Here is a 12,292-nt window from a genome sequence, read left to right on the forward strand (position 1 = left end):
CGTCCGGGTGCTCAGACCGCCTGGTCGTCGAGGCGCGGGAACAGGGCGGCGCCCTTCGTCACGGTGGTGCCCGCTGGCAGGGCGCCGAACGTCGCGGCGCCGGAGAGCGGCTGCGCGTCCAGGGCGCCGAGCGACGGCTCCGCGCCGAGCAGCTCCCACAGCCCGGCCGCCGCCTTGGGCGTGATCGGGTTGAGCAGCACCGCCAGCGACCGCAGCGCCTCCGTGGCCGTGACGAGCGACGTGGCCAGGCGGCCGCCGTCGACCCCCGCGCCGGACTCGTCGGTCTCGCCCGGCTCCTTCGCGAGCTTCCACGGCTGCGTGTCGGCGAGGTAGCCGTTCGTGGCGTCCACGAGCGTCCACACCGCCGACACCGCGTCGTGGATGGCCAGCCGGTCGATCGCCGCCTCGGCGTCGGCCACCGCCTTGGCCGCGACCTGCGCGAGGCCGGTCTCCGCGTCGGTGAGCTCACCCGGTGCCGGCAGCGAGCCGCCGAAGTACTTGCCGATCATCGCCGCGGTCCGGGACGCGAGGTTCCCGAACCCGTTGGCGAGCTCGCCGTTGTACCGGGCGGTCATGTCCTCCCAGGAGAACGAGCCGTCGCCGCCGAACGCGATGGTCCGCATGAAGTAGTAGCGGAACGCGTCGGAGCCGAACGTGTCGATGATGTCCGACGGCGCGATGCCCGTGAGCTTGGACTTGCTCATCTTCTCGCCGCCCACCAGGAGCCAGCCGTGCGCGAAGACGGTCTTGGGCAGCGGCAGGCCGGCGGCCATGAGCATCGCCGGCCAGATCACCGCGTGGAAGCGCAGGATGTCCTTGCCGACCAGGTGCACGTCGGCCGGCCACGTCCGCGCGAACTGCTCCTTGAGCTCGGGGTCGCTGCTGTCGAGTCCCACGGCCGTGGCGTAGTTGAGCAGCGCGTCGAACCACACGTACAGGACGTGCGAGGAGTCCCACGGGATCGGGACGCCCCAGTCGAACGTCGAGCGCGAGATCGACAGGTCCTGGAGTCCCTGCTTCACGAAGCTGGCCACCTCGTTGCGGGCCGACGCCGGCTGCACGAACTCCGGGTGCTCCTCGTACAGCGCAATCAGCCGGTCCGCGTACGCGCTCATCTTGAAGAAGTAGTTCTGCTCCGAGAGCATCTCGACGGGCGTGCCGTGGATCGCGCACACCTTCTGCCCCTCGTAGTCGCCCGTCCCGTCGACGAGCTCGCCGGGGAGCTTGTACTCCTCGCAGCCCACGCAGTAGGGCCCCTCGTAGGAGCCCTCGTAGATCTCGCCCTTGTCGTACAGGTCCTGGAGGAACGCCTGCACCGAGGTCTCGTGCCGCTCCTGCGTAGTGCGGATGAAGTCGTCGTTGCGCACGTCGAGGGTCTCCAGGACCGGCTTCCACGCCGTCTCGACGAGCCGGTCCGCCCAGTCCTGCGGGCTCACGCCGTTCGCCTCGGCGGTACGCAGCACCTTCTCGCCGTGCTCGTCCGTCCCGGTGAGGAACCAGACGCTCTCCTGGCGCTGGCGGTGCCAGCGCGTCACGACATCAGCGGCGACCGTCGTGTACGCATGCCCGATATGGGGAGCATCGTTCACGTAGTAGATCGGCGTCGTGAGGTAGAAGGTCTTCTCGGCTTCCGGCATGACGTCAATGGTAGTTGCGCGGCGGCGGGGCACGGCGCGCCTTCCACAGCCCCTGCCCGACGGCGACGCGGGCCGGTCAGCGCACGACGGCGGGGTCGACGTCGTCGGCCCAGTCTAGGAATTGCTCGACGATCGCGATGCGCTGTACCGAGCCGACGTGGTACTGCACAAAAACGTCGGCAGGCCGTAAGGCGATCTGCCGGAACCTCTCAGCGAGTATCCCGCGATCCAACGGCATGGCTTCGATCTGATCAGCCAGTTCGAGTACATCGGCCCGAGAGAAGCGGCCGGACTCGAGGACCGTGTCGATGTCGATGTAGTCACGCACCTCACCGCGCGACCAGAGTGCCCCCATCTTGTTCGCCACCGCGTCGCGTGGGTCGAGCACAAGACCGATCTCGAGCATCCGCGGCGGGAATTCCCTGTAGTCCCATCCGAGCTGGATGTCACTCTTCGCGCCCGTGATCTCGTCGATCACGTGCAGGTCTGCGAACGTGGGGCCGATCCGGTTGTCGGTAACGACGAGTCCATCGGTTCGGAACCCCGCCGAAGTTCATCGACCGCCTCAGCGAACTGCTCCGGGTCACCGCGATCAGTGAAAAGGTCGACGTCGGCTGACGGCCTGTCACCCATGCCGTTCGCCGAGATGGCGTAGCCACCGGCGAGCACGAACCCATACTTCTCCACCGCCTCAAGCCCTATCCGGGCGAGGCGGTCGTGGAACGGACGCATCAGGCTGTTCTCGCCGCTCTTACGACAAGCGCGGGGAACTTGGACTCCCATATGGCCCGGCATCGAACAGGCAGGTTCAGCTCAGGCCAGAGCCGCATCAGAGTTGCCCTGTGGAGGAGCGCCTCTTGGTCCTGGGCGTTGCCATCCCGCACCACGGCGCTGTATAGGTGCTTCACCATGGCCTCGTCGGACAGGTCGTACCGAGGGTCTGGGGCGGTACTGATCGGAGGGGCAACCTGGATGACCCCCGTCGTCCGCCCCCGCAGGTCGTCCAAAGACTCCGGCGTCTCGTACGGAATGTGGTCGGCGTAGACGTAGCCACGCGGCACCCTCCGGTGCGCGCCTGGTTCTTCGGACATCCTGTTCGCCCCTCTCGATGACATCTGTTTCGAGCCTACGACGGTGCCCGTCATCTTCACCCAGAGTATCCACAGCCCTAGATGTCTGCCAGCAGTTACTCCGCCCGGGTCAGCGTGACCCGCAGCAGCCTGTCGTCGACCTGCCGGCCGTCCTCGGTCCTCGGCTCGCCCCGGCCGTCGGTGTTGTTCGTCAGCACGTACAGCTCGCCGTCCGGCCCCGCGTGGACTGCCCGGAGCCGGCCGAACTCGCCCTCCAGCAAGGCCTGCGGCTCCCCGAAACCACGGCTCTCCCCTTCCGCGACGGCCGTCGGAGGGCCGAGCAGCGGCACGCGCCACAGCCGCTCCCCGCGCAGCGACGCCAGGTAGATGGCCTCCTCGGTGACGGCGATCCCAGACGGCGACGCCTCCGACGTCGGCCACCACGCGACCGGGTCCGTGTAGGTCACGCCGGGCGGCGGCTCGAACCCGTTGCCCGGGCCCTCGACGTCGGGCCAGCCGTAGTTGCCGCCCGGCTCGATCACGTTGAGCTCGTCGAGCTGGTTCTGCCCGAACTCGCTCGCGAACATCCGCCCGCTCGCGTCCCAGCCCAGGCCCTGCACGTTGCGGTGGCCCAGCGACCACACCGGTGAGCCGGCTTCCGGGTTGCCGGGGGCGGGTTCGCCGTCGGGTGTGATGCGCAGGATCTTGCCGCCCAGCGACTCCGGGTCCTGCGAGTTCTCGGTGTTACCGGCGTCGCCCGTGGCGACGTACAGGTACCCGTCCGGCCCGAACGCGATCCGGCCCCCGTCGTGGTTCGAAGCCTTCGGGATGCCGTCGAGGATCGTCGTGAGATCCCCCAGCGCGAGGCTGTCGAGGTCCAGCTCCGCGCGCAGCACCGCGTTGTCCCGCTCGCCCGTGCGGTACAGGAAGACCGTGAGCGTAGGCCCGGCGACGTCCGGGTCCACGGCGACGCCGAGGAGCCCGCCCTCGCCGTCGGGCACTGTCTGGTCGGCCAGCTCCTGGGCGCCCCCGGACGGGTCCAGCGGCTCGACGTCGCCGTCCGGGCTCACGACCGCCAGCGCTGCGTCGTCCCGCAGCGTGACGAGGAACCGCCCGCCCGGCAGCGGGGCCATGCCCCACGGGACCGGAAGCTCCTCGGCGACCACCTCGGCCTGGGCCGTCACGTCCCCGTCCCAGGGATCGCTGCCCGACGCCGGCGCGCTCGCCGAGGCGGTCGGGCTCCCCGAGGCGGTCGGGCTGGCCAAGGCAGTCGGGCTGGGCGACACGACGCCCGGTCCGGGCGAGCCGGTGCAGCCCACCAGGAGCAGCGCCCCACCGACGAACCCCGCCGTGGCGAGGCTCCGGACAGAGGCGCGAGTACGGCGTCGGTCAGCAGTGGCATCCACGCGCCCATCCAAGCACCGCCCGAGTCCGAGCGGTCGGCAACTCGTCAGGTGTTCGGCATTCCGAGGTGCCGACCACGTGACGAACTACCGACCGCAGCGGGTACCTCCCCGGGCGGTCGGGTGGCAGAGTTGTTGTATGAGCCTTACCGAGTCCGTGCCCGAGCGGCGGGCCCTCATCGTCGTCGACGTGCAGCCCACCTTCTGCGAGGGGGGCGAGCTCGCCACCGAGGGCGCAAACGAGATTGCGCACCGCGTCGCGGCCTACGCCGCTGCCCACCGTGACCGGTACACGACGGTGGTGACCACCCAGGACTGGCACATCGACCCGGGCGAGCACTTCAGCGAGACCCCGGACTTCGTCGACTCCTGGCCGCCGCACGGCATCGCCGGCACCCCCTACGCAGAGCTGCACCCGGCGCTGTCCGAGCTCGACCCGGACGTACGGCTGAAGAAGGGCCAGTACTCGCACGGCTACTCCGGCTTCGACGGCGCGGACGAACGCGGTCGTAGCCTCGCGACGGTCCTGGAGGACGCCGGGGTCACCGCCGTCGACGTCGTGGGCCTCGTGGAGTCGCACTGCGTGAAGCACACCGCGCTCGACGCCCGCCGGGCCGGCCTGCACGTCCGGGTGCTGACCGACCTGACGATCCCGGTGTCGGAGGCACAGGGTGAGGAAGCCGAGAAGGAGCTGACGTCGGCGGGCGTCGAGCTCCGCGACTCGTCCGTGCTCTGACCTGTGCTCCGTCGATCGAGCCGTCAGATCCAGCTCGGGAGCAGCATCAGCCGCTGCCAGTACTCGTAGGGCACCGGCATCGCCGTCCAGATCGGGTAGTAGAGCACGCTCACGCCCACGATCAGCACCGCCAGCACGGCGGCCAGCCAGCACACGATCCGCCGGTCCGCGCTGCCGCGTGGCGTCCGTTCGAGGCCGATCGCCAGGAGATGCACGAGCGTCAGGATCACGAACGGCGTGAACACTATCGAGTAGAACGTGAAGATGGTGCGGTCCGCCAGGGGCCACGAGTACAGGAACCAGGGCAGCCAGCCGGCGGCGATGCCCACGAGGGCGGCGGTGCCGCGCCAGTCGCGGTAGCGGACCACGAGCACCAGCACCACGGGGATCGCGAGCGCGCCCAGCCACCACAGCAGGGGGTTGCCGAGCGATGTCACCGCGGTGGCGCAGTCGCTGACGGCGTCCGCCGGGCAGGGCCCCTGACCGGGGGTGTACTTCTCCCAGAAGAACGACGTCGGACGCCACTGCACGATCCAGCCCAGGGGGTGCGACGCGTAGTTGTGCTCCGAGTCCAGGCCGGTGTGGAAGTCCCACATCATGCCGTGGTACTCCCACAGCGACCGCCCAGCCTCCCAGCCGCCCCGCGCCCAGCCCCAGTCGGGCCACCACCCCGGCGGAGCCACGCCGTTCACCGCCGCCCAGTCCCGCAGGTACGACTTCGGGTGCGCGAACCAGGCCGACCACGACGCGACGTACACCGCGACCACGGTGGGCAGCACGATCAGGGCGGCGGGGACGGCGTCGACCACCAGGGCGTCCTCCCACCAGCGCCCGATGCCGACGGTGCGCCGCGCCGTGAGGTCCCACACGACGGTCAGCAGGCCGAAGGCCGCGACGAAGTAGAGCCCGGACCACTTGACCCCGCACGCGAGGCCGAGCGACACCGCCGCCGCGAACCGCCACCCGCGGAAGCCGAGCCGTGGCCCGTACTGCCCGATCGTCCCGCCCGCCTCGACGATCTGCGCCACCCGGTCCGCGAGCCGGCGTCTGGCCCATTCCCGGTCCAGCACCAGGCAGCCGAACGCGACGAGCACCCAGAACATGAGGAACTGGTCCAGCAGGCCGGTACGCGAGTGCACTATCGCCTCGCCGTCGACGGCGAGCAGCAGGCCCGCGACCAGGCCCAACAGGGTGGAGGAGAACAGCCGCCGCGCGATCCGCACCATCAGCAGCACGGCCAGCACGCCGATCACGGCGCTGGCGATGCGCCAGGACATCGGGTTGTCGGCCCCGCCCATGAGGCGCATCCCGATCGCGATCATCCACTTGCCGATGGGCGGGTGGACCACGTACTCGGCCTCGTCGGTGATGTACGAGCTGACGTCGCCGGCTTCGAACGCCGGGTTGGGCTTCTCGGGCCACGCGGCCTCGAAGCCCAGGCTGGCCAGCGACCAGCCCTCCTTGACGTAGTACGTCTCGTCGAAGACCAGCTTGCCCGGGCGGCCCAGCTCCCACAGCCGCGCGCCCGCGGCGATCGCCGCCACGAGGAGCGCGCCGAACACGCCCCAGAACCGGTCCGCGGCGCGCCGCCCGAGACCGAGGCGCCGCTCGCCCAGCAGGTCGCGCAGGAGGCGGTCGCGCAAGGGCGGCTCCGGCTGCGCGGGCTGCCCGACGGCGGGTAACGAGCCGGTGGGCGTCATCTGGCCGCCCACGGCCTCGCGGCGCACGTGCGCGCCGAACGTTCCAGGCAGAGCCTGCTGCGCTGCGGCGAAGTGCGCTCCTGTGGCGTCAGGCTGCTGAGACACCGGGCCAGCATAGAGCGTGGGACCCTGTGGTTCATGACCGACTCGTCCCCGGCTCCCGGGCCTGCGCCCGAGGCCGGCACTCTCGTCCTTGCCGCCACCCCGATCGGCAACACCGAGGACGCCTCGCCCCGGCTGATCCGGCTGCTGGCAGAGGCCGACGTCGTGGCCGCCGAGGACACCCGCCGGCTGCACGGGCTCGCCGGGCGGCTGGGCGTCGAGGTGCGCGGAAGGGTCACCAGCTACCACGAGCACAACGAGACGGCCCGCGCGGACGAGCTGCTCGACGTCGTCGCCGGCGGCGGCACCGTCGTCGTCGTGACCGACGCCGGGATGCCGTCGGTGTCCGACCCCGGCTACCGCATTGTGGAGCGCGCCATCGAACGCGACCTGCGCGTCACCGCCGCCCCCGGACCGAGCGCGGTGCTGACGGCGCTGGCGCTCTCCGGGCTGCCCACCGACCGGTTCACGTTCGAGGGCTTCCTGCCGCGCAAGGCCGGGGACCGCTCCCGGACGCTCGCCGCGCTGGCCGCCGAGCCGCGCACCATGGTGTTCTTCGAGGCGCCGCACAGGATCGCGGAGACGCTGGGCGCCATGGCCGTCGCGTTCGGGGACACCCGGCAGGCCGCCGTCGCCCGGGAGCTCACCAAGACCTACGAGGAGGTGCTGCGCGGCCCCCTCGCGGACCTCGCCGAACGGGCGGCGGGCGAGCAGCTCCGTGGCGAGATCTGCGTGGTCGTCGGCGGGGCGCCCGCGGTGCAGGCCAGCGTGGGCGACGTCGTGGGCGAGGTCATCGCGCGGGTCGCCTCGGGCGAGCGGCTCAAGGCCGCGGTGGCCGAGGTGGCCGACGCCGCGGGCGTCCCCAAGCGCGACCTCTACGCGGCGGCCCTGGCCGCCCGCCCGGGCAAGTAGCACGGGTCTCGACCGGCTCGACCACCGGTGGTCGAGCCTGTCGAGACCTGGCTCACGCCTACCAGTCGATCTGCGGCGTCGGGTGGTACGCGGCGCCCTCGCGGCGCCAGGCCCCGGCCTCGACCGATATCCGGTTCCGGAACGACTCCCAGTCCTTGGAACCGGGTCGCGACCAGGCGGCCTCGGCCACCGCCGCGAGCCGCGGCAGCAGCATCGAGAACAGGTCGTCGCGGTTCAGGATCGTCTCGGTCCACATCGCGGCCGACACGCCCTCGATCGCCGACTCGGGCAGGCCCTCGATGACGGCGGCCGGGTCCCAGTCGTAGGAGTCCCGCAGCTCGACGAAGCCGGCCCACGCCAGGCCCAGCGGGTGCTCGGGCGTGTACTTCATGTCGAGGTACGCCCGGTTGGCCGGGGACATGACGAACCTCGCGCCCGCCTCCGCGGCGCGCAGGAAGGGCCCCGGATCCGGCTTGGGGTCCCAGTACTGGAGCACCGTGCCGGGCCGGACCAGCACGGTCGCCTCGCCGGCCGCCTCCTGCCAGGCGACTGGCGTCTTGCCCGCGCTCGTCACGATCTCCTGGCACAGCCTGATGAACCCGCCGAACTCGTCGGGCTGCATCGTGAGCACCTCGTCGGCGCCGAAGTGCATCCACGGCCCCAGCGTCATGCGCGCGACGTCGGTGAACACGTCCCGCAGGAACGGCTCGGTGTCAGGCAGGTCGAGGTGCAGCTGCGAGAACCCGACCTCGATCCCGTCGTAGGCGTCGGTCGGCTCGCCCGAGGGCATGAGCTCGCCGTACGCGTGGGTCGCCGCGTTGACGTGCCCGGGGACGTCGATCTCCGGAACGATCACTATCTCCCGCTCGGCCGCGTACTCCTGCAGCTCGCGGTACTCGTCGGCGCTGAGGAACCCGCCGGCCGCGCCGGACACGGCGCCCTGCGACGACTTCTCCGTCAGTGCGGGCCGGGACGGGATCTCGAGGCGCCAGCCCTGGTCGTCGGTCAGGTGCAGGTGCAGGCGGTTCATCTTGTACGAGCCCACGAGATCCACGACGGCCCGCAGATCGGCGGGCCCGAACCAGTGCCGCACCACGTCGAGCGACAGCCCGCGCCACGGGTACCGCGGTTCGTCCCGCACGACGACGGCGCCCACCTCGAGCGGCGCGCCCGTCCCCCCGCGGCCCACCTCGTCGCTGCCGACCGCGAGCCGGCGCGCGTTGATCAGCTGCCGCAGCGTGCGTACGCCGTGCAGCAGGCCGGCGCGTTCGGGCGCCGCGACCGTCACGCCGTCGGCGGTCACGGTCAGCGTGTAGCGCTCGGGGTTCCGCGAGCCCTCAGGGCCGGCGGCAGGGTCGGGCGTCAGGGTCACCAGCACACCGCCCGGTACCACGGACGCTCCCGCCGTGGCGAGCAGCTCGCCCGCGAGGCGCGCTGTCACGTCGTCGGGCGCGTCGATGGTGACGGTCACGAGGTCCAGCACACCCTCGCCGGGCTCCAGCTCGACGGGTGCGGGGATGACGGCGTCGGCGACCATGCCCGCGCCGCTGCTCACTGTGGTCACGATTGTTAGGGCCCCTTCGTTTCGGACGGATGCCCGAAGTTTCGCAGGTTCAGCCCGCGGAGACCAGGCCCAGCAGAGGATCGGTGGGCAGGATGCTCGTGGCGTCGGCGGGCACCGCGCTCGGGGCGGACCAGCCGAGGACGGCGCGAGCGGGGAGGTCGCCGGCGACGTCGGCCCACACGCCGTCGGCCGTGGCCTGCCCCTCGCCCGGGCCCGCGGCAGTGAAGACCACCGCCACCTGCGGCGGGACCATCAGCTCCGCCCGGTTGACGACCGAGGCCGCCGTCGACTGGTGCACCTCCAGCATGATCTGCGGCAGCCCCTCCTCGGTGGCGATCGCCGCGAGCCGGTCCACGACCTCCTGCAGTTCCGCTACGGGCACCGTCCCGGCCTCGGCTCCGTTGCCGGCCTCGCGGAACTCCGGATGCACCGACACGCCCACTCCCGGCCGTGCCAGCAGCGGCTCGAGGTCGTCGAGCTGCGCCGCCAGCGGCTGGTTGCCGGGTGCGACGTCGAGCACTACGAGCTGCCCGGCGCCGCGGATCGCCTCGACGGCCGGCGTGATCAGCTCCAGCGGCTGCTCCTCGACGTAGTCGCCGTCGTCCCCCGCCTCGGTGGACCGCACGCTCGCGGTTACGGTGACCAGAGGCTCACCGCCCAGCACGTCACCGTTCAGCGCGGCGGCGTCCACGGCGCGGACTGCGTCCGCGGCCGGGTCCGCCACGCCGGCGGGCACCGTGTACGACGTCGACACGTACCGGCCCGGGAACAGCCGCAGCGAGCCGTCCGGCAGCGTCGCGCCCGACGTCGCCACCGCCACCTGCCAGCCGAGGTCGTCGGCCGAGCCGAACCCGCCGCCGATCCCGACCACGCCGAGCGGCTTCAGGGCCCGGATCGCCTCGACGGTCTTGGCATGGTCGGCGACGTTGCCGCCGGGGACCTGGACCGGGACGGCGCCGGCGGCCAGGGCCGTGCCGATCGCCGCCTCCTGCCCCAGCTTCGGGTCCACGGCCACGAGGATCTCCTGCAGCAGGTGCGGGTCGGCGACGTCGGGGATCTCCGCGCGCAGACCGTCCACGTCGGCGGCGTCGAGGCGGTCAGCGGTCGGCATCTCGACCTTGGAGTCGTCCGGCTTCTCCTCACCGCCGCCGCTGCCGCCGGGTCCAGCGGACGCGGCGGCCTCGGCGGCCGCGCTCAGTGCGCCGGGATCGAAGCCGACGACCTCCGCCTCGCCCACGGCGTCCCCGACGTCCGCGAGGGCCTGCTCGTCGCCGATGACGACGACGGTGCCCGCGCCGAGCCGTTCGAGCTCGGTGACGACGTTGGTGTCCGAGACACCGCCGTCGGTCAGCAGCACCGGGGCGGTCACGGCGGCGCCGGTGGCAGCGGCGGTCGCGCGCGAGTCGGCGTCGTCGGCCGAGGCGAGCACAGCGACCGGAGAGGCGTGGAAAAAGGCCTGGCTCGCGGTGAGCGCCAGCTCGGCGGGGTCGGTCGAGTCGAGCACCAGGGCCGGCCCGGACGGTTCGCGGACCTGGAAGTTCTCCCCCGTCCTGCCGTCGACGCCCTCGGCGGTCGGCACCGCGCAGCCGGCGAGGACGAGGGCGGCGGCCGCCAGCAGCGCGGCTGCGGACGCAGGTCGGTGGTGCGGGACGAATCGGGCGTTCCGGATAACCACGGTCACATTCTCCCCCACCGGACGACCAGGTGGAAACCCTGAGGTGGCGGAGCGCCCAACGTCCGCGGGCGGGCCGGTGAACTGCGGGCGGCGGGTCGGCGAGGTAGACGAACGCGTCAGTACACCCCCGCGTAGACTGTTCCGTCAGATCATGGGAGACGAGCACGGGAGCGGGTGACGGGATGAGTGCAACGGCGTCGCACAGCATGACGGCGGCCGGCGCCGGCCCTGCCCGCTCTACCCGCGACCGCATCCTCGATGCGGCCACGGAGCTGTTCTACTCCCACGGGATCCGCGCGGTCAGCGCCGACAAGATCATCGAGCGCGCAGGGATCACGAAGGTCACGTTCTACCGCCACTTCCGCACCAAGGACACCCTGGTGGTCGCCTACCTCGAGCGACAGGCGGCCTGGGAGCGCAGCGCGATCGACGGGGTGCGCGAGGCGGTGGGCGACGCCGAGGCGTTCCGACGGTTCGCCGCGAGCGTCGGCGCAGAGGCCTGCAGGCCGGGCTTCCGTGGGTGCTCGTTCATCAATGCGGCGGCCGAGTACGCCGACCCCGACAGCCCGGTCCGGAAGGTCGTCGCCGAGCACCGCGCGTGGTACCGGAAGACCTTCGCCGCGATGGTCGGACAGCTGGGCGTGGCCGACGCCGAGCGGGCGGCCGACGAGCTGATGATGCTGCGCGACGGCGCGATGGTCTCGGGCTACCTCGACGAGCCGTCCCGGGTCGGCGGCGCCCTGGAGCGGGCGATCTTCGCCGTCATCGACGGCGGCCGGACGGCCGGCTCGGGCAGGTAGCTCCACGCAGATCTGCCGGGCCCGTCGCCACGTCACCGTGGCGGTGGGCCTGCGTGTTTCCGGCCCGACATGTCTCACAACCCGAACTGCTCGCTTGTGCTGACGGCCTTTCACCCCCTACGGTAGACGTACTAGTTCGTCTACATTGCCCGGGACGCTCGGGCGCCGGTCATCGAGAAGGAGCAGCACATGGCTGACAGCCTGTACACAGCAGTAGCGACGTCCACCGGGGACGGCCGCGCCGGGGGCCACGTGGTGACCGACGACAGCGCGCTGGACGTCAAGCTGGCCATCCCGACCTCGATGGGCGGCCCCGGCGGGGGCACCAACCCCGAGCAGATGTTCGCCGCAGGCTGGGCAGCGTGCTTCCACAGCGCGCTGAAGGGCGTCGCCGCCGCGCAGAAGGTGCAGATCACCGACTCAGCGGTGGTCGCCGAGGTGGGCCTCAACAAGCTGGACGGCGGCAGGTACGGCCTGAGCGCCGCGCTGCACGTCGAGCTGTCCGGCGTCGACCAGGCCACGGCCGATCAGCTGGTCGAGACCGCACACACCGTGTGCCCGTACTCGAATGCCACCCGCGGCAACATCGCGGTGACGATCGACGCGACGGTCGCCTGAGCCGGAGGGTGCAGCGCAAATAGAGCCTGAACCGGAACCGGAACCGGCGGGTGTGTCAGAGGCTCGGGTCACCAT

General features: G+C 71.7%; 12 protein-coding genes. 4 read left to right on the plus strand and 8 right to left on the minus strand.

Going from position 1 to position 12,292, the window contains the following annotated elements:
- Positions 1–11 precede the first annotated feature (11 nt).
- The 5 genes from metG to IE250_RS16930 all read right to left on the minus strand — a co-directional run bounded on the left by metG (position 12) and on the right by IE250_RS16930 (position 4,113).
- Positions 12–1,637 carry a methionine--tRNA ligase gene (metG, locus tag IE250_RS16910; RefSeq protein ID WP_189670469.1) on the minus strand — a complete coding sequence of 542 codons (1,626 nt, stop codon included), beginning with the start codon at positions 1,635–1,637 and terminating at the stop codon, positions 12–14.
- A 76-nt stretch (positions 1,638–1,713) separates the two neighbouring features.
- Positions 1,714–2,115 carry a hypothetical protein gene (locus IE250_RS16915; RefSeq protein WP_189670470.1) on the minus strand — a complete coding sequence of 134 codons (402 nt, stop codon included), beginning with the start codon at positions 2,113–2,115 and terminating at the stop codon, positions 1,714–1,716.
- Positions 2,112–2,369: a nucleotidyl transferase AbiEii/AbiGii toxin family protein gene (locus tag IE250_RS16920; protein WP_189670471.1), complete on the minus strand. Its 258-nt coding sequence runs from the start codon at positions 2,367–2,369 to the stop codon at positions 2,112–2,114. Before IE250_RS16920 ends, IE250_RS16915 begins: the two co-directional genes overlap by 4 nt.
- Positions 2,369–2,782: a hypothetical protein gene (locus IE250_RS16925; RefSeq protein ID WP_189670472.1), complete on the minus strand. Its 414-nt coding sequence runs from the start codon at positions 2,780–2,782 to the stop codon at positions 2,369–2,371. The genes IE250_RS16920 and IE250_RS16925 overlap by 1 nt, the downstream gene beginning before the upstream one ends.
- 41 nt (positions 2,783–2,823) lie before the next feature.
- Positions 2,824–4,113, minus strand: coding sequence for a PQQ-dependent sugar dehydrogenase (locus IE250_RS16930; protein WP_189670473.1), 1,290 nt, complete (start codon positions 4,111–4,113; stop codon positions 2,824–2,826).
- A 136-nt stretch (positions 4,114–4,249) separates the two neighbouring features.
- Here IE250_RS16930 and IE250_RS16935 point away from each other — a divergent pair, with 136 nt between their 5' ends.
- Positions 4,250–4,846, plus strand: a complete 597-nt coding sequence (locus IE250_RS16935) for an isochorismatase family protein (protein ID WP_189670474.1) — start codon at positions 4,250–4,252, stop codon at positions 4,844–4,846.
- Between the two features lie 23 nt (positions 4,847–4,869).
- Here the strand turns inward: IE250_RS16935 and IE250_RS16940 are convergent, their stop codons facing one another.
- A complete protein-coding gene (locus IE250_RS16940; protein WP_229872537.1) occupies positions 4,870–6,651 on the minus strand; it encodes a dolichyl-phosphate-mannose--protein mannosyltransferase in 1,782 nt (593 codons plus the stop codon).
- A gap of 33 nt (positions 6,652–6,684) precedes the next feature.
- Here IE250_RS16940 and rsmI point away from each other — a divergent pair, with 33 nt between their 5' ends.
- Complete coding sequence (rsmI, locus tag IE250_RS16945) at positions 6,685–7,560, plus strand: 16S rRNA (cytidine(1402)-2'-O)-methyltransferase (protein ID WP_189670475.1); 876 nt, start codon at positions 6,685–6,687, stop codon at positions 7,558–7,560.
- Between the two features lie 58 nt (positions 7,561–7,618).
- Here the strand turns inward: rsmI and IE250_RS16950 are convergent, their stop codons facing one another.
- Positions 7,619–9,124: a beta-N-acetylhexosaminidase gene (locus IE250_RS16950; RefSeq protein ID WP_189670476.1), complete on the minus strand. Its 1,506-nt coding sequence runs from the start codon at positions 9,122–9,124 to the stop codon at positions 7,619–7,621.
- A gap of 49 nt (positions 9,125–9,173) precedes the next feature.
- Positions 9,174–10,799 carry a hypothetical protein gene (locus tag IE250_RS16955; RefSeq protein WP_189670477.1) on the minus strand — a complete coding sequence of 542 codons (1,626 nt, stop codon included), beginning with the start codon at positions 10,797–10,799 and terminating at the stop codon, positions 9,174–9,176.
- A gap of 182 nt (positions 10,800–10,981) precedes the next feature.
- On the opposite strand from IE250_RS16955, the gene IE250_RS16960 reads away from it, so the two are divergent.
- A complete protein-coding gene (locus IE250_RS16960; RefSeq protein WP_229872538.1) occupies positions 10,982–11,599 on the plus strand; it encodes a TetR/AcrR family transcriptional regulator in 618 nt (205 codons plus the stop codon).
- A 189-nt stretch (positions 11,600–11,788) separates the two neighbouring features.
- Positions 11,789–12,217: an organic hydroperoxide resistance protein gene (locus IE250_RS16965; RefSeq protein WP_189670478.1), complete on the plus strand. Its 429-nt coding sequence runs from the start codon at positions 11,789–11,791 to the stop codon at positions 12,215–12,217.
- Positions 12,218–12,292: the final 75 nt, after the last annotated feature.

The organism is Promicromonospora soli (assembly GCF_014653785.1).
In the GTDB taxonomy this organism is placed as follows: Bacteria; Actinomycetota; Actinomycetes; order Actinomycetales; family Cellulomonadaceae; genus Promicromonospora; species Promicromonospora soli.